The organism is Enterococcus sp. GPZ-007 (assembly GCF_059374735.1).
Window position 1 is genome coordinate 146,305 of record NZ_JCAFYN010000003.1, and the last position, 17,195, is coordinate 163,499.

The following is a 17,195-nucleotide window of genomic DNA, read 5'->3' on the forward strand; positions in this document are numbered from 1 at the left end:
AACAATCTTTTGTAAAAAAAGAGCAAGAAAGTGTCCTTTCTCGCTCAAATTTCTATAAAAAGTCTGCAAATTCTGTATTCTTTTCTGCCTTAGCAGGAGTGATTTCTTCAATCTTCAATCCAGCTAAGCAACGAGCCATCAATCCTTCAATGTCGAAGCGCTCTTCTAGTTCCAAAACTTTTTCTAGTTTTGGCCGCGTCTTCGGTTGAGGTGGCGCAAAAATTGTACAGCAATCTTCAAAAGGTTGAATTGCTAACTCAAAGGTATCGATTTTTTCGGCCAATTCGATAATTTCGGTTTTATCCATCGTTACAACTGGACGAATGATCGGCGTTGTTGTCACCTCATTGATAGCTACCATACTATGTAAGGTTTGTGATGCTACTTGTCCAAGTGACTCTCCATTGATGATCACTAACCCATGGCGCATTTCACGAATCACATCTGTCAAACGCAGCATCATCCGACGTGTCAATGTCATCCAATAGCCTTGCGGACTTTGGGCTTTGATTTCCTCTTGAATCTCTGTGAAAGGTACTTCGATAAATTGAATGCCACCCACATAGGGTGTCAATTTTTCTGTTAGGTCTTTCGCTTTTTGTAACGCTTGTTCACTAGTATAAGGAGGGCTCGCAAAGTGAACCGCTTCGATCTCCACGCCCCGCTTCATTGCTAAATAACCAGCAACTGGGGAATCGATCCCACCAGACAGCATCAGCATCCCTCGACCGCTGGTACCAACAGGCAGTCCGCCAGCACCTTTGATTGTTTCATAAGAAAGATAAGCACTATCACGGCGAATTTCGATGCGCAGATTGATATCTGGGCGTTTCATTTGTGCTTGGATTTCTGGACAAACATCCATTACTGCATCGCCTAAAAATTGTTGAATCCCATGACTGTCTAACTCAAAGTTATGGTCACTGCGTTTTGCCGTGATTTTAAACGTTTCTTTTCCTGTATAAATTTCTTTCATGATTTGCTGCGTCATTTGTTTTAAAGCGTCCAAATTTTTCTCAACTTGAATACTAGGTGAGAAAGTCTGAATACCAAAAACTTTTTCTAGTTTCGGTAATACTAAGCGGCTATCTTCGCCATTTAGTAAAATATGCATCCGGTCACGATCGGCTTGAATCTTTAGATTAGGAAACTCCGCCAATGCCCCACGTACATTTTGTGCCAAACGCATGATAAAGCTACGACGATTTTTGCCTTTCGTTGATAGTTCACCGTAACGCACCATAATTTCTGTATATTGCACGATCATTCTCCTTTAGTTAATTTTCGAAAATCTTTCGTAAAGATGATTGAATACCACCATAAATTGCTCTGCCTCTGCCATCGTATTCGCTTCATCTAAGCTGACACGCACAGCTGTTGTCGCGATTTCATGAGGTACATTCATCGAGTGCAGCGTTGAACTGTCCACTTTTTTTCGACTAGAACAAGCACTCGTAGTTGAGACGAAAATCTGTTTTTCCTCTAAAGCGTGAACTAATACTTCTCCCCGTATTCCTTTGATCCCAAAAGTTAAAATATGAGGGGCAAAGTTTTCGTCACCAGAGAAGATTGTTACTTTATCATAGGTCGCTAAAGCTTCCTTTAAATATTGGCGAATGACTGCCGTATGGTTTGGGCGTTCGGCTTTTTTCTCGATGTGCAGCCGCAACGCCCGACTCATAGCAACGATCGCTGGAAGATTTTCGGTTGTTGCCCGTTGTCCGTTTTCCTGTCCGCCGCCAGTTAATAGTGGTGCCAACTTTTTGCCAGCTTTCCAATAGATAAAGCCGACGCCGCGCGGCCCATGGAACTTATGAGCGGAAAACGTCGCAAAATCGACTCGAGGCGTTAACCATTTTGCTTGTTCCACTTTTCCAATCGCCTGTACAGCATCTACGTGAAAGTGAATGGTTGGATAGTTTTCCAAAACTTCACCGATAGCTTCGATCGGTTGGATTGCTCCCATCTCATTATTGACTCCCATAACAGAAACCAAGATCGTTTCAGGACGAATCAACTCGGCCAATTTATCGACTTGGACAAAGCCGTTACTGTCGACGGGCGCAACGCTAACTTCAAAACCAAGTTCTTTCAACTGGGCTGCCGTGCGACTGACTGCTGGATGTTCTACACTAGAAATGATGATATGGTTTCCATACTCCCGCTTTGCAATGGCTGTACCTTTTATCACCCAGTTATCGCCTTCTGTACCACCGCTGGTAAAAAAGATTTCATCGGCTTGCACATCCAATAATTCTGCAATTTGCTTCCGCGCCTGCTGTAACAAGCGGTTTGCTTGTGTTCCTAAGTCATGCAAGCTTGAGGGATTACCCATGATGCGTTGACTGGTTTTTACATATGTATCAAGTGCTGATGGATAAATTGCCGTCGTCGCACTGTTATCAAAATAAATCATTCTCTGACCTTCCTTCAAAAATTCTTTCCTATTATAGCGAGAATGCTATTACACTTCAAGTAATCCTTACAAATAAGAAGAGTTTCATAAACTATCACTAATAATAACTAGCTACTTTCTATGAACTCATTTAGGAGAATGGCTCTTCGTAGTGTATATCATTTCGCCATTAGCTTGTTTCCAATATCTCAAAAAAATAGAGTGCGCTCACACTCACATAAACTACAATTACAGCAACTAGCAAAAGAAAAAGCCGAGCATATCGCTCGACTTATACTAAATCTCGGTTATTAAAATAGAAATCTTCGATTCGTTTGAACGCCCCTGGCTCAACTCGCTCTAAAGCCGTACCGATTTCATCCAATGCATCTTGGTAACGATATTCTTTATTGAACAATTCTAAACTGTTTTCGATCGCAGTCTTAATCTCAGGATGGGTATGACGATAACGATTCGCATATTGCATCATTTGTTCTGTTAATGCTGCCGCATCGACTAAATCATAAGTCTTTTGATCCAACATCTCCATGTCTTCATCACAAAGGCTGACTAATTTATTGATATCCTGCATGTTGATACGGATCTTATTCAATGATTTGCTTAACTCTTCCACACGATCCGTTGCCACAAAGAAGAACTCTAAGTAATCACCTGGCAAACCAGGTAAACGTTGCTGCTCTACATAGCGTTTCAAGTTACGTAAACGGAATTCATATTTCTCGATTTTTTCAGAGGCTTCTTTTTCACCTTTGCGTAAATCATGCAAGTCATTATCGATCTCTACTTGTTTTGTTTCAATATCGTCTAATACTTTAAATGCGTCTTTGTAAAAGACTTGAACTTCCGAAAAAGCGAGTTCGTGTTTGTCGATCTGTGGTTCCATGTTGCGGTTGCGACGTTCTAACTCTTCGATCTCCGTTTGGAACCCGCGAGCACGACCTAATTCATTGTTGTTTAGTGCGTAGCTTTGAGAAGTGTGATCCAGTTCAACCATCAATTGATGGTTGTTGTGAGAAGCATGGGTGATATATTCTCCAATCGTCTTGCGATTCGTCAAAACATATTTTTTCGCTTCAAACTCTTTTTCTAATACTGCATACAAATCATCAATCAACTCAGCCGTTTCTTTGTTGGCAGTTTCAACTGTTCCAAGCTCGATTTTCTCTAGATCCTCTAGGGAACGCTCAACATGTTTTTTAACTTTATCTAAGCGTTCTTCAAAATCATCTTCTGGTAAAACAAAATTGTCTACCATCATTTTCTTGTAAGTCTTCTCTAATTCTTCGATTTGGCTTGGGAAGGTTTTTTCTAAATCTTCATAAATCTCAGGAACTTTTTGCATTGTTTCTTGCACTTCGTAAGTATGCTTTTCTGCATCATCTAATACTTCACGTGCTTCGATTGGATCACCTGAAGTATTCAAGGTTACAAATTGAGTAAATTCGATTTCGACATTTTTAACTTGTTTTTGAATCTCTGGCAAAGCAGGTCCAAAGCTGTCTTTCTTTTCCTTAAGATCCTTTTTCAATTCCTCAAAAACATCTAAGGCCTGTTGGACGGCTAATGAGTTGCGTTCTTCTGTCTCACGTAATTCCTTCAATCCGACACGAATACCTTCAACTTCTTCTTCCATCTCACTCATCGTGCGCTCAGCACTTTCGATCGCTGATTTGCCTTTCATAAAACGGAAGGTTTCATTTTGACTCTCAACTTCAAAAATTTGGCTTTCCAATTCAGCGAAAGATTTCGTCGAGACATCTGTCCATTTTTGGTTCCATTCACGGAAAGTATTCTGACTTTGGCCGACAAGGTGCATTTTTTTCACTTCATCGACTTCTTCCACGACAGGAAGATCGAATAACGCTTCTTTCCTTTTATCAAGTTCTTTTAAGCGTTCTTGATTTTTTTTCTTCATCAGATAACCAATCAAGTATAAAACGGCAGCCAAAATGACTAAGCCGATAACGATCCCTATGATTACATTACTTCCCATGTATGATTTTCCTTTCAACTATCAAGATTCAGTTTATTTAATGGTTCACTATTATCTGTTTTTTGGCGAAAACATCTAACGTAGATTATAACACAAAAGACTTTCCTCTTCACTAGCTAGTTTCCAAATCGCTACGAAATGTTTACCGCACAGTCACTCCTCATACTAGCATTTTTTAGAGACCGCTTCAATTACTATAAATTTAAGAAAATTGTAATTTTATTAAATTTTCTATTCGGGAATGCGCCGAATCCCCTTGAAATTGCACGACTTTTCAGATAATATTAAAGCCACATTAAAATAAGAGGTGATTAAAGTGAAAGTGATCAAATTTGGCGGAAGCTCGGTAGCTTCGGCTGAACAACTAAAAAAAGTCTTATCGATCGTTACTGACGACCCTGATCGTCGTTTCGTGGTGGTTTCTGCTCCAGGAAAGCGAACCAATAAAGACAAAAAAGTCACCGACTTATTGATTCAATTTTATAATGCTGTTGTCTACAAACATGAAACTGACGAATTGATCCGTGAAATCGTGGCTCGTTATACTGAGATTGCGGCAGAGTTTCAGGTCGATGACAATATTGAAAAAAACTTTAGTGCTGAATTACGGCAGCTTCAAGAAAATTATGATGAAGCGGATCCATATGCCTTAGACAGCTTTTTAGCAAGCGGAGAAAACTTGAACGCGCAATTAGTTGCTGCATGTTTCTGCAAGAGCGGGACAAACGCCCGCTACATCAATCCAAAAGAGCTCGGCATCACTGTTTCTAATGAACCACAAAACGCCCGGATCTTAGAGGAATCCTATGAGAAGATCTATAAATGGCGCGATTCTGATGAAATATTAATTATCCCTGGGTTCTTCGGCTATACAACTGATGGACATCTTTGTACCTTTTCTCGAGGTGGCTCAGACATTACCGGTTCAATCGTAGCAGCTGGGCTACAGGTCGATATGTACGAAAACTTTACGGATGTGGACGGTATTTTCGCAGCCAGTCCTAAATATATTCACGATCCTGAACTGATCGAATACGCGACCTATCGTGAGATTCGTGAATTGACTTATGCCGGTTTTACTGTCTTTCATGATGAAGCGCTGATGCCAGCCTTCAAGGCGCAGATACCAGTAATCATTAAAAATACGAATAATCCGGACTGCCAAGGGACATTGATCAAAAAATCATTTGATAATGAAAACCGTAATGAAGTCGTAGGCGTTGCCAGCGACGGCGGCTTCTGTGGAATAACTGTTGGCAAATACCTGTTGAACCGAGAAGTTGGGATCGTTCGGCGGATTCTGCAAATACTGGAGGATTTAAATATATGTTTTGAACATATGCCGTCAGGAATCGATGATATCTCAATTATTTTACGTGAACGTCAATTGACTCGGGATATCGAGGCAGAATTAATGAAACAAATCGAAGAAAAGATCAAGCCTGACCAATTGTCAATCGAGCATGGTCTTTCAGTGGTCGCACTCGTAGGTGAGGGAATGCGTGAAAGACCTGGCACTACTTCTGACAGTACCGCAGCCCTAGCCCGCAAAAATGTCAACCTGCGAATGATCTCTCAAGGAGCAGATGAACGTAGTATCATCTTCGCAATCCGCAGCGAACAAGAACGTTTGGCTGTACGATCACTGTATTACACCTTTTTCGATTAAAACATTGTATTAAAAAGGAAAAGCCGTTACTCTGCGGCTTTTCCTTTTTGTTTATCTATTTCGTCTTTGATTAAAGGCTCGGGAGCATACTTGTCTTGCCAGTCTTCCGGCTTCATCACCTTATTTGTTACAGGATGGTACCGGGGCTTGCCATCTGGAAACAGCTTACCCATATTTGCGCGATGAACAATCTCAAAAATCGGTTGAGGGTCAACACCGATCAGCGCAAATGATCCATAAGTAAAATAGAGCAAATCCGTCAATGCATCGACTTCTGTAATCAGCGGATCAGCTATTTCTTCACCTTTTGCTAAAACTTTTTTCTTCGCCTGATCCACGCTTTCGTGGAGTTTTTCCACTAAATCATTAAACTCCGCTTCATCACCTTCAGCTACTCCATATAAGAATTCCACAATTTCTTCAGCTTTAAAACCCGCTCGAAAACTTCCGCGTTCCTTGGAAAATGCTGTTGGCTGCTCTGGTGGGTTCGGTGAAAACGTCTCATGAAATTCGCGTGCCATTTGGTAAGGTTCATTCATTGTCATTCCCTCCATTAAATAATCTCAAAATGCTTTAATGCTTGGTAAATGCCGTCTTTTTCATTCGTTGCGGTCACATAATCAGCCTGTGCTTTGACCTCAGGCAACCCATTCCCCATTGCCACTCCGATCCCGACTTTCTGAATCATCTCAATGTCATTGTAATGATCCCCAAAGGCTATTACCTCTTCTGGAGCGATTCCGGCAGCTTTAGTAAATTCCAGAATTCCGTGATACTTCGAGCCGTTCTTAGGAACAATATCAACGGAATACGGGTTGGAACGCTGGAAGGAACAGTCCGGCAATAATTCCTGTAAGCGTTGGGCTTCGTTTTCCGCACTAAAAAGAACACATTGATAGATAGGTTCCTGTAAAATCGATAGCTTTTTATATCGTCCTTTTTGTCGATTTGGACTAAAAGACTGCAATAATCTTCGTGTCGGTCTAACAGGAAACCACTTAGGCATCCAGCCAGCTATTTTTTTCAGCAAAGAATTTTGCGACCATTTCATCAAATGGCTGCCATCAACTCGTTGCCGTCCGCCAAAAATAATCTGGCGATGCTCATCATCCGCAAAATTAACGATTCGCTGCAATGTCTCAGCTGAAAAAGGACGCAGATAAATATCCTTTTCCTTTGTGTACACCATCTGCCCATTGTACATAACAAAGACATCCAGAGGTACTTGTTCGATTCGTTCTTCAATTTTCACCGGACCTCGCCCTGTTGCAACACCGCAAAAAATCCCCTGCTTTTGGGCTAAACGAATCGCTTCACGTGTACTATCTAATATTTTTGAATCACCTGTAATCAAGGTTCCATCAATATCAAAAAAAATGGCTTTTATCATGTGTCTCCCTCATTTAAAATAGATCCATTTGACTTGGATTTAATCCTTCATAGTCTAACGCTAAAATATTTTTCAACTGCATCGCGTTATCCGCGGCATCCCCACCGGAATTATTGTTAAAAATGACACCGACCTCCGAAGTTTCTTTTGCAACTCGCTGGATTTTTTCACCTAATATCTTCAACTCAGCTTCATTGTAACGATACAGTGTTCGTTTCTTACGCCAGTCGCCTGTTCGGTCATTCCAATAAGCCTGATTCCTTCCATGAAAACGAAAAAGGCTGAAATTCTTATTCGTCACTGTGGTATCTAATGGCACTGTATCTGGCAATTGTGGTTCATCTACCATTACTAAACTGAAATTCAAAGATTTCATTAGTTGCTTAGTTTTTTTGACAAATTCTTTAGCATACCAGCTATAATCTCGCAACTCGATCGCCAGCGGCAAATCATCAAACAATTCCCGCAGTGTTTCTAAATAAGCAACGTTTTCTTTCGTACACTTAAATTGTGCCGGAAATTGCGCTAAAAAGCAAAATAACTTTTTACTTTCAATCATCGGTTGCATAGTTTCCAAAAAATGCTTCTGCATCTCCGCTATTGAGGAATAGCTATCCTGCCATTTGGCTTGACCTGTGAATCCACCGTATAGCTTCACCACAAAACGAAAATCCTCTGGAACTTGTGACAGCCAGTTTTCAACAGAACTTTTCCTAGTAATACCGTAATAGTTCGTATCTAATTCTACCAGCGGTAAATAACCAGCATACTCATATAGAGAAGAGATCTTTTTACCAGTCAAACTGCTGTGTTCATTAAAAGAAGTTAATCCAATTCGAATCATAGTATCCTAGCCTCCTCCTGCTTCATAGTATACAATAAGCATAGCAAAAAATTAGCGATAATGCGCTAATAACGAATGGAGTAATGAAGATGAAACGGATTCTGATTTTACATACAGGCGGAACGATCTCAATGAGTCAAGATGCCGACGGTGCGGTGCGACCGGATGAAAAAAATCCATTACTAGCGGCCGGACAAGAATTACGTTTGCCCGCTGATATTGAATTAATCGTGGAAGATTTTTCAAACCTGCCCTCTCCTCACATTACTGTTGAAACAATGTTCCAGCTAAAGGAGCGGATCAAAGCAGCAAAACAAGAAGGCTTGGACAGTGTCGTCATCACTCATGGAACCGATACTTTAGAGGAAACAGCATATTTTCTAGAAATTACGATTGGCGATTTAATGCCGATTATTTTGACGGGAGCAATGCGTTCCATCAATGAACTAGGCAGTGACGGCCTCTACAACTTTGAATGTGCCATCCGAGTAGCCGCATCTGAAAATGCTGTTGGCAAAGGTGTACTCGTCGTTATGAACGATGAAGTCCACAGTGCTCGTTATGTGACCAAAACACACACAACCAATGTGGCAACCTTTAGAACGCCCACATTAGGACCAATCGGTTTAGTAACCAAATCAAAGATTCTTTTCAAACAAGAGCTGCCTAAAACAACTCGTTATGATATCGACAGCTTCGATGCCATGATCCCAATCGTTAAGGTATTTGCTGGTATGCAGGGAGATTTTTTTGAAATACTTGATCAAGGTATCACTGTCGATGGTCTAGTAGTCGAAGCCTTGGGAGCCGGAAATATGCCTCCGCAAACGTTGCCGCCAGTTTATTATTTATTGGAAAAGGGGCTGCCCATCGTATTGGTTTCCCGTTGTTTCAACGGGATCGCTGAACCAGTGTACGATTATCACGGCGGCGGAGTCGAATTGGCCCAACATGGTGTAATCTTTTGTAATGGGATCAATAGTCAAAAAGCGCGCTTAAAATTGTTGATTGCATTGAACGCTCAGCTTTCAAAAGAAGAATTGAAACAATTTATGGAAGAATAAAACTCTGTGTACAGGAGTTGAATTCAAGCAAAAAAAAAGAAGTTGGATCGAAAAAATCTCGATTCAACTTCTTTTTTGCCATAAAATATTGGCTTCGCACGCAAGCTGATCCCCAAGACGGATCTCGTGTCGGCTCTTGACTTCGTCGTCCTCGACAACTTCATAGAAGCTCTCGATATCATTGCCATATAATACCTCTTTATCAAACTTCACATTCACATAAGTAGGTTCATGCCGTGTCATAAACTCATACCCAAGCACATCAATCAGCCAGTTGAAATACATCGCGTTGTTGACGTGATGATTACTGTCGAGATCGTAATAGCGTACGTGATACAATTGATGCTGTTCCCCTTCGACTTTTTCAATTTTCGGCCAGCGGCGAATTTTTTTGACCTGCGGTGATTCATAAGGTGCCATCAGTTCCGCATCAACACTGCTCATTTTCCGATTTTCAATGTCCATTAAAACAAAGGACATATCGATCTTCAATAATTCAGACTCGTTGGAATCGTAGACCCAAAAGCTGCGGTAACAGAAATAACGATTGAATTCTGTTGGTTCAGTCACGATCGTAATCTTTTCGCCAACCTGTGGTAATCGATTGATCGTTACTTCCGTTTGTGTAATCACCCAAGTAATTCCTAAACTATTAATATATTCATTTCCTCGTTCCAACTCATCACTTTGATCCGATGAGGCTTTAATAGCAACACTCAACAACGCAGGAAATGTCATATTTTGATTGATATCGCACTCGTAATATGCGACCTCATGATGCAAGGTGTATCTTTTTCCCAATTACTTTCCTCCTAAAGCTAAGACACGATCTACCGCATCTCCATAGCTCTCACCGAACATATTCAGGTGAACTAGTAGATAATAGAGTTGATAGATCGTTAGTCGATCTTGCCAACCTGTTCGCATCGGTGATATTTCTTGATAGCTGTCGATAAACTCCTGACGAAAACCGCCAAAAAGCTGCGACATAGCAAGATCCATTTCTCGATGTCCATAAGAGACTGCTGGATCGATAAACACAGGTTGCCCATGTGTATCAAAAAAAGTATTCCCACTCCAAAAATCACCGTGTAACAAGGTTGGTTCAAATGACATTGTACCCCATTTTTTATAAACCCACTCTTTAAATAACAGATAATTTTTTTCTCGACGTGTGGTCCAATGATTTCGACCGTTCGCGATTTTAATCTGAACCTCTAAACGATTGGTAAAATAAAAATTCCACCAATCATTCGAACGCTTATTGATCTGAGGAAGCAGACCCATGAAATTGTTTCTCTTATAACCAAATTGATTTGCTTTGATCTGATGAAGCTTACTCAGTTCGTGTGCCAAATCTTTTTGATCTCCCTCTCCAGGCTCGATCCATTCCAGCAGCAGAAATGCCTCGTCCTCAAAGCTCCCATGTTGATAAACTTTGGGTACTCGCACCGTCGCACTTAATTCTGCCAAACCATCAACCTCTGCTTGAAAAAAATCTGCGGACATCTGGGGATGATATTTCAAGAAGTAATCCTGTTTTCCATCTGTCACCCGATACGCCTGGTTAACATCTCCGCCGCCGATCGGTACTGCCTTCGATTGTAACTGTAAATGCTTTAGCAATCCATCCATCTCGTCAGCTCCTTACAACAAATATATTTTTTTCAGATCTTCAATTTCTTGTTTGGTCACGCCGATTCCTTCATGAATAAAGTTCATCATCGTGCCGTAATGTTCCTTGATTAGCTTGAAGCTGGTTTGTAAATAAGCTTTTTTAGCTGACATCATGTCTTCGATTCCAGTCAAGGATTCTGCTGGAACACCGGCATTTACAGCTTTTTGATACATTTCCTCGACAGCCTTCTTTAAATAACGATTTGTCGCCAAATAGTCTTTCGTGATCGTTGTTTGATTCACATCTAAGCTGCTTAATAAAAGCATCGCTCCAAAACCTGTCCGATCTTTCCCAGCTGTACAATGGAAGAGTAAACTTTCCTTCTCGCCTGAATTATCAAGCACCAAATCAAAAAATTTACGGTATTGTCCGCGCACATGATCGTCAATCACAAAGTGTTTATAGACCTCGACCATTTGCTTGTATGCATCTTCCCCGTTCTGCATCCGGCGCATCATCTTTTTAGGTGAAGCTGAAGCAGTTTTTGTTTCCTCGACTGGAAAAATTGGCAAGAAAATATTTTCTGCTTCTGGAATTTCTTGATCCGGTTGAGAATCTCGTTCCTCGATTGAACGAAAATCAACGACCTTTTTGATTCCATATTCGCTTAAATATTTTTTATCTTGCGTATCGATATGATTGATTCCTGCCGAACGAATCAATTTACGATGAGCGATCTTCCGGCCATCCTTCGTTTTGTAACCACCCAATTCCCGCATATTTTCTGCATGCCGAACAGCTAAATGTTTAGACATCCAACCAACCTCCTTTTTCATTTTTTGAGTACCCAAGCTCGAATAGTGATTTTCTTAATCAACGAATTATAAAAAAGTTTAAACTGACATCCTTTTTGCTAAAAGTATAGCACAACCAAAAAGAAAACGCTTTTGTTACTCAAAACAAACCATTGAAGGAAAGGTTTTTGTCTTCCTCAACTTACTAAGCAAAATAAAAAGAAATCTGAGAGAAGAACACTCTCTCAGATTTTCTGTCAGTATTATGCTAATGCCCCCATAGGGTCCCACGGAGCTAAAACAGTTGGTTCTGCTTCAAAAGCGGCTAATTGTTCTTCTGATAAAAATTCTTTACGAACGACGATTTGATAAGTATACTCGTCCATCCATTCATCACTCATAACAAAGAAGCCTTTCTCGCCAACCTTTTCGCCCCAGCTGTTTTCGACTTTCCATTTTTTCGCTTGACCATCAATCAGATCAACACCAGTCAAAACCATCGCGTGGGTCATCAAACTTTCTCCATAGTCTAACCGTTCCGCCTTAGTCATCGTCAAATCAACATCAAACAGATCTTCCACATCATACGCATCTAAAGCCATGATCCCACTATCTCGAGTCGAGGATTGACCAACATCGCAGCCGAACCAGACGGATTCACCTTGTTCCAGCTGCTTTACAGCTAATTCTTTGAATTCATCCATTTCAAGATTCAAATATTTAACTTGTTTACCACCGACGACATTGCCTAACATGTCGACCGTATAAGACTTCATGAAGGGCTTGTCTTCAGTTGGCGCATTTATGATACTAACATATTCATCTAAGTCAACACCGACGTATTTTTCATAAAAGCTTTGTGGTGTTAAGTTTCGATCCAAATGATAATTCTTTTCTTCATCGCGATATTCGAAATCAAATTCAGTTGGAGGTGTTCCCAATGAGATTGCTAAAAGATTGTAAACCTCTTGTAGCATAGCTTCGCGATTTGCTTGAATTTCTTCTTCGGTCGCTTCTTCCGCCACCATCTGGCGCAATAAGACAGCGTGTTTCCGTAATAGTTTATTTAAGTAATTGTTTAAATCACGTGAATTTGAACTATTGCTGCTTTCTGGCATTACACTTTTAGGAACGACACCATATTTTTGAAAAAGTGAAACAATCATATCCCATTGGCCGCCATCTTGTTGTGGTACTTGCAGTAAAAAGGCCACTTCGCGACTTGTCGTTGGCTGCTCTGCCGTATTTAAAATATTTTCATAGAAGTAATTTGCCTTTTCGTATTTATCCCAAAAGAACGTATAGTTTTGAGAAAGTTCAAAGTCCTTCAATTGGAATGATGTCAACATTTTATGACGGAAGGTGTTAAGTGCTGCAAACATCCAGCAACGCCCCGATTGTTTTTGATTCGCTACTTTCCCTGTTGCAAGATCGATAGAAAAAACTGGCGTATTTTCAACATGTGTCTGCACATTCTCTGCAGAGGCCCGAATACCGTTTTTCACTACGCCTCGTTGCAGTGCGACTTGTTTAGAATTTTTTTCAAAAGCTTCGTGAAAAGCTTGAGTTCGTTCATTAGTAATTTTTGACATAAATTTAGCCTCCTTGCCCTTCATTTTACGCTTAATAGGGCAAAGAGACAATTAGTTTACAAACTCAGCTGTAAAACTTGTTTCCCTTTTTTTATCCACTGTCCGACACGTTTGCTTGATAATAGTACAGTCAGCAGCATACTGCCAATAAATAATAAAAGGACTTCTAACGAACTGATTTCAAAATCTAGATCTAAGGCTCGAAGTCCCTTCACTAGAAAACCGTGAAGTAGATAAACGGTCAACGTATTCTTCCCCCAACTAGAGAAAAAGTGACGTTCTTTTGGAACCAATAGTAAGAACGCAACGATCCCAATCAGACCTGCTGCCATAAAGATCAAACGCTGTGGCCCTCCAAGCAACGGATGATTCAAGTAATCTTCGTAGGGCTTGGAGCCAAATACCCAATACTTGTTAATGAAATCATTTCCTTGGATAAATAAGAACAGTCCGCCAAATAGGAACAACGCGACCCATTTTTTAGGATAACTTTTTAACTTTTCAATCCAGCTTTTCGGAACTGCATATCCTACCATAAAGTATGGGAAAAACGTTAGCGTCCGTTGGATCGCCAAGTAGCGATCAAAGACCGGAAAATAACCGACTAACAATGCCACGATCACACTGCCGATCAGGACCTTTTTTACAGAATACTTATTGATCAAGTGTAATAGGACATTCCAACAGAACAGACTTAATAAGAACCATAGCGACCATTGCGGAATTCCTAGATCGAAACTAAAAGAATCCTGCAGACCAATCAGCGTGTAATAGCCGGAATAAAGTAGTTGGAAAAATATGTACGGAAGCAGCAGCTTTTTTACCAGGCTCATGATAGGTTTTGGTCCACTTTTGGCAAAATAGCCCGAGATCAAGATAAATGCCGGCATATGAAAAGTAAATATGAAGTAATACAAATCGTTATATAAGGGATGATCATTCGCAAAGGGCTGCAGAAAATGACCAAACACAACTAGTATCATCAAGAAAAGTTTTGCGTTGTCAAAATAGGCATCGCGTTTTCCCATCGTTCTCCTCCTCGTAATAAAGAATGAATTTCCATAGAAAAATTCATTGATTCGAATGCCGTATATCATTCAACTAATGCGTTTCCCTGCTATTTTACGAGCTAACTCGTAAATAAGTACGAATTTTTAATTCGTAAGATTCTCGTACGCTTACTATTCTTCTAAATACGCTAGTCTTCTCTAAAATTATGTAGATAAATTCTTAAAAGAATTTATCTGGACTTTCGAAGACATATCATTCTACTAACCTGCTAAAGCAGGAAGTAGAACTGACAAAGCGTAAAGAAGAACTGGCACAGTTGAACGAGCATCCTCACTAGTCAGTATAACGAGGATTTTTGAAGGGTTCAAAGGGATTGAACTAGTTTTAAAAAAAGGTCACGCTTTCCTCAATATTTACCTCATAATTAAGCTTTTTATTCATAAAAAATTCACTTTTTAGGTGTAAAAAAATAGAGACGATCGATTGATCGTCTCTGAGAACTCCGGCAGTAGGACTCGAACCTACGACATCATGATTAACAGTCATGCGCTACTACCAACTGAGCTATGCCGGAAGAATACTTTACTATAATATCAATTTTTATTTCATGATGCAATCCTAATTTTGCATATTTATGAGCATTTTTTTGAGCTTTAAAAGTGAAAGTACTTTAGTACAAGCTAGGAGAATCTTTATGCCAAGACGCCATCGGAAAAGAAGAAAAAAAATCAAACTAAAATTCACTATATCACTCCTGCTGATACTTATCCTAATACTAAGCGGAGTCTACGTTGATTACGTCCGAAAAGAACATCTTGCGTCTGAAAAGGCAGCGCAAACAGAAAACTTGGCGCAAAAAACAATTGTAAATTCTCAGCCTACTGAACCAAAAAATAGTTTATCAGCCAGCATTGAACAAGCTTTAGTCGAAAAAAATTTCAGCGGAACAGCTCTGGTTTTTAAAAACGGCCAAATCATTTTAAATAAGGCATATGGCTGGAAGGATCAGGCAAAAAGAATTCATAATACGATCAATACTCAATACTGTATCGGCTCAGTCCAAAAAGGTCAAACGGCTTATTTGATTATGCAGGCTGTCAAAGCTGGCAAACTAGCCTTAGACGAAAAACTCAGCTCCTTTTTCCCACAGATTCCTAACAGTAACAATATTTCTATTAAAGACATGCTGAATATGAGCTCTGGCCTACGTGTCAACGAAAAAAAAGTGGCTGCTTTAAATACGACCAACACAAAAGAGATTCTGTCTGAGACGATTCGCCAAACAATCGTGGTACCAAACGCTGGTTATTCTTATCAACCAGTTAATTATGTTTTACTGGCAGGAATTTTAGAAAAAGTATATCAAAATGACTATAACTTACTCTTTGAAAAACTGCTAAAAAAACCAATGAAGTTAAATGAGACCAGTTTTTATTCAGAAACTAATAAAGAGCAAGCCCTCTCCTACTCACAGAGTGCTAATGGACCGATCTACGCACCAACAACCGTATCTTCTTATGCCGATGAGTTTGGGACAGGAAATGTTTTTATGTCAGCTGAAGATTTATATCACTATTTTCAGAATCTCTTTAATAATCAATTTTTGACTGATCAAGAGCGAACGGAATTGTGGCATACTTATCCGGGTGAAAAATACGCTAGCGGAATTTATAACATGTCACTTAGCTACCATGCACGAGGTGTTAAAGCACGCTTTGAAACAGTTGCTGATTTTTCTAAAGATGGTCAAAGCGGGATTATCTTGCTATCAAACGTATGGAATCAAGCAAAAGGATACAATGATCTTGCTTCCAATTTATACAACAAAGTCGTCGCTGGTTCATAAGCAACGACTCTGTTATAAATAAAGCTTTCAGACGATTGAATACCTGATTTTTTTCTGCCAAAGCAGTTGACAAATAGTCCTTACTTCGCTATTCTATATCTTGTGTTAAATAACTATGCCGCCTTAGCTCAGCTGGTAGAGCGTTTCCATGGTAAGGAAGAGGTCGTCGGTTCAAGCCCGACAGGTGGCTTCCTAGGAACGTTGAGAAATCAACGTTCTTTTTTTGCGTTTAATAAGATTTTTTCTAGCTACCAAATAGAAGCTGACAAGTGACAGCCCCAATAGAATACCACCAAAAACATCGGTTACCCAATGTGCCCCAGACAAAATTCTTCCTATAATAATTGCAAACATCCCTATCAGGCTGGCATAGGCGATTATTTGTTTGAATCTCCCCTCATCCTTTTTCAGAACATAAAATGCTGACAGTAAAACCGTAATCGCAAGAAAGGTATGGCTGGATGGATAAGAGGCCTCTAATTGCCCCTCCACTAAAATTGGCCGATAGTTAATGACGACTTTTTCAAAAAGAATATAAAACACAGCAACCCCAGCATAAAGGAAACCTAAATCGAGAATTTCTCGATCAATCAGCGAAAGTTTCTTTCGCACACACAGCTGTAAAAAACCGCGTAAAGCAAAATATCCCATCATCAGTAATGGAAAAACCCCCAATACTTCTGTCATTTGATACCAAAATGAACTAACACCGATTTTTTTTAACAGATATTGATTCATTGTCGCGAATCCTATCTCCGAATTTCGTGGCCCAACTTTCTGTACATCGATCAGGGTCAAACAAATCGTGTATAAAATAAACAGTAAAAATAATCCTATCGGTGTTTTTAATTGTCTCGTCTTCTCTTTCATAATCCTCTCTCCTAACTCATCTATTTGGAATCTATCCAAACTCAAAGTATCAGAGACCCTTACAGACAAAAAGAAGCGCATCGTCACA

15 protein-coding genes and 2 tRNA genes are annotated in these 17,195 nt (G+C 40.0%); 4 read left to right on the top strand and 13 right to left on the bottom strand.

What is annotated here, in order from left to right:
• Positions 1-52: 52 nt before the first annotated feature.
• The 3 genes from thiI to AC4J95_RS03500 all read right to left on the bottom strand — a co-directional run bounded on the left by thiI (position 53) and on the right by AC4J95_RS03500 (position 4,409).
• Entirely contained in the window at positions 53-1,261 is a 1,209-nt protein-coding gene (gene thiI / locus AC4J95_RS03490; protein WP_494548613.1) for a tRNA uracil 4-sulfurtransferase ThiI, read from the bottom strand.
• A 12-nt stretch (positions 1,262-1,273) separates the two neighbouring features.
• On the bottom strand, positions 1,274-2,416 hold the full coding sequence (locus AC4J95_RS03495; protein WP_316404649.1) for a cysteine desulfurase family protein: 1,143 nt from the start codon (positions 2,414-2,416) through the stop codon (positions 1,274-1,276).
• A 271-nt stretch (positions 2,417-2,687) separates the two neighbouring features.
• Complete coding sequence (locus AC4J95_RS03500) at positions 2,688-4,409, bottom strand: septation ring formation regulator EzrA (protein WP_494548614.1); 1,722 nt, start codon at positions 4,407-4,409, stop codon at positions 2,688-2,690.
• Between the two features lie 316 nt (positions 4,410-4,725).
• Here AC4J95_RS03500 and AC4J95_RS03505 point away from each other — a divergent pair, with 316 nt between their 5' ends.
• The gene (locus tag AC4J95_RS03505) at positions 4,726-6,078 is read left to right on the top strand and encodes an aspartate kinase (protein ID WP_316404651.1); all 1,353 of its coding nucleotides are present in this window, start codon (positions 4,726-4,728) and stop codon (positions 6,076-6,078) included.
• A gap of 26 nt (positions 6,079-6,104) precedes the next feature.
• Here AC4J95_RS03505 and AC4J95_RS03510 read toward each other — a convergent pair whose 3' ends face one another.
• From AC4J95_RS03510 to AC4J95_RS03520, 3 genes are read right to left on the bottom strand one after another with little or no spacing between them, the layout of a single operon-like run.
• Positions 6,105-6,617 (bottom strand): pyrophosphohydrolase domain-containing protein, encoded by a 513-nt coding sequence (locus AC4J95_RS03510; RefSeq protein WP_494548615.1) that lies wholly within the window; start codon positions 6,615-6,617, stop codon positions 6,105-6,107.
• Between the two features lie 14 nt (positions 6,618-6,631).
• Positions 6,632-7,468: a Cof-type HAD-IIB family hydrolase gene (locus tag AC4J95_RS03515; RefSeq protein WP_494548616.1), complete on the bottom strand. Its 837-nt coding sequence runs from the start codon at positions 7,466-7,468 to the stop codon at positions 6,632-6,634.
• 13 nt (positions 7,469-7,481) lie between these two features.
• Complete coding sequence (locus AC4J95_RS03520; protein ID WP_494548617.1) at positions 7,482-8,312, bottom strand: DUF72 domain-containing protein; 831 nt, start codon at positions 8,310-8,312, stop codon at positions 7,482-7,484.
• An 89-nt stretch (positions 8,313-8,401) separates the two neighbouring features.
• On the opposite strand from AC4J95_RS03520, the gene AC4J95_RS03525 reads away from it, so the two are divergent.
• Complete coding sequence (locus AC4J95_RS03525; RefSeq protein ID WP_494548618.1) at positions 8,402-9,376, top strand: asparaginase; 975 nt, start codon at positions 8,402-8,404, stop codon at positions 9,374-9,376.
• A gap of 63 nt (positions 9,377-9,439) precedes the next feature.
• Here AC4J95_RS03525 and AC4J95_RS03530 read toward each other — a convergent pair whose 3' ends face one another.
• The 6 genes from AC4J95_RS03530 to AC4J95_RS03555 all read right to left on the bottom strand — a co-directional run bounded on the left by AC4J95_RS03530 (position 9,440) and on the right by AC4J95_RS03555 (position 14,965).
• Complete coding sequence (locus tag AC4J95_RS03530; protein WP_494548619.1) at positions 9,440-10,177, bottom strand: acyl-[acyl-carrier-protein] thioesterase; 738 nt, start codon at positions 10,175-10,177, stop codon at positions 9,440-9,442.
• Complete coding sequence (locus tag AC4J95_RS03535) at positions 10,178-11,011, bottom strand: fructosamine kinase family protein (protein WP_494548620.1); 834 nt, start codon at positions 11,009-11,011, stop codon at positions 10,178-10,180.
• A gap of 12 nt (positions 11,012-11,023) precedes the next feature.
• A complete protein-coding gene (locus AC4J95_RS03540; protein ID WP_494548621.1) occupies positions 11,024-11,809 on the bottom strand; it encodes a tyrosine-protein phosphatase in 786 nt (261 codons plus the stop codon).
• A gap of 242 nt (positions 11,810-12,051) precedes the next feature.
• Positions 12,052-13,380 (bottom strand): C1 family peptidase, encoded by a 1,329-nt coding sequence (locus AC4J95_RS03545; protein WP_494548622.1) that lies wholly within the window; start codon positions 13,378-13,380, stop codon positions 12,052-12,054.
• 56 nt (positions 13,381-13,436) lie between these two features.
• On the bottom strand, positions 13,437-14,408 hold the full coding sequence (locus AC4J95_RS03550; RefSeq protein WP_494548623.1) for an acyltransferase family protein: 972 nt from the start codon (positions 14,406-14,408) through the stop codon (positions 13,437-13,439).
• Between the two features lie 483 nt (positions 14,409-14,891).
• A tRNA-Asn gene (locus AC4J95_RS03555) sits at positions 14,892-14,965 on the bottom strand.
• Positions 14,966-15,085: 120 nt separating this feature from the next.
• On the opposite strand from AC4J95_RS03555, the gene AC4J95_RS03560 reads away from it, so the two are divergent.
• Both AC4J95_RS03560 and AC4J95_RS03565 read left to right on the top strand, forming a co-directional pair.
• Positions 15,086-16,237: a serine hydrolase domain-containing protein gene (locus tag AC4J95_RS03560; RefSeq protein ID WP_494548624.1), complete on the top strand. Its 1,152-nt coding sequence runs from the start codon at positions 15,086-15,088 to the stop codon at positions 16,235-16,237.
• Between the two features lie 117 nt (positions 16,238-16,354).
• A tRNA-Thr gene (locus AC4J95_RS03565) sits at positions 16,355-16,427 on the top strand.
• Positions 16,428-16,429: 2 nt separating this feature from the next.
• Here AC4J95_RS03565 and AC4J95_RS03570 read toward each other — a convergent pair.
• Positions 16,430-17,107 carry a phosphatase PAP2 family protein gene (locus AC4J95_RS03570; RefSeq protein WP_494548625.1) on the bottom strand — a complete coding sequence of 226 codons (678 nt, stop codon included), beginning with the start codon at positions 17,105-17,107 and terminating at the stop codon, positions 16,430-16,432.
• Positions 17,108-17,195 lie beyond the last annotated feature (88 nt).

Bases quoted from the DNA above. Each gene is read 5' to 3' on its own strand.
- AC4J95_RS03535 (WP_494548620.1), bottom strand. From the start codon at position 11,011: ATGGATGGATTGCTAAAGCATTTACAGTTACAATCGAAGGCAGTACCG.
- AC4J95_RS03550 (WP_494548623.1), bottom strand. From the start codon at position 14,408: ATGGGAAAACGCGATGCCTATTTTGACAACGCAAAACTTTTCTTGATG.
- AC4J95_RS03540 (WP_494548621.1), bottom strand. From the start codon at position 11,809: ATGTCTAAACATTTAGCTGTTCGGCATGCAGAAAATATGCGGGAATTG.
- AC4J95_RS03525 (WP_494548618.1), top strand. From the start codon at position 8,402: ATGAAACGGATTCTGATTTTACATACAGGCGGAACGATCTCAATGAGT.
- AC4J95_RS03510 (WP_494548615.1), bottom strand. From the start codon at position 6,617: ATGAATGAACCTTACCAAATGGCACGCGAATTTCATGAGACGTTTTCA.
- AC4J95_RS03570 (WP_494548625.1), bottom strand. From the start codon at position 17,107: ATGAAAGAGAAGACGAGACAATTAAAAACACCGATAGGATTATTTTTA.
- AC4J95_RS03500 (WP_494548614.1), bottom strand. From the start codon at position 4,409: ATGGGAAGTAATGTAATCATAGGGATCGTTATCGGCTTAGTCATTTTG.
- AC4J95_RS03495 (WP_316404649.1), bottom strand. From the start codon at position 2,416: ATGATTTATTTTGATAACAGTGCGACGACGGCAATTTATCCATCAGCA.
- AC4J95_RS03520 (WP_494548617.1), bottom strand. From the start codon at position 8,312: ATGATTCGAATTGGATTAACTTCTTTTAATGAACACAGCAGTTTGACT.
- AC4J95_RS03515 (WP_494548616.1), bottom strand. From the start codon at position 7,468: ATGATAAAAGCCATTTTTTTTGATATTGATGGAACCTTGATTACAGGT.
- AC4J95_RS03545 (WP_494548622.1), bottom strand. From the start codon at position 13,380: ATGTCAAAAATTACTAATGAACGAACTCAAGCTTTTCACGAAGCTTTT.
- AC4J95_RS03560 (WP_494548624.1), top strand. From the start codon at position 15,086: ATGCCAAGACGCCATCGGAAAAGAAGAAAAAAAATCAAACTAAAATTC.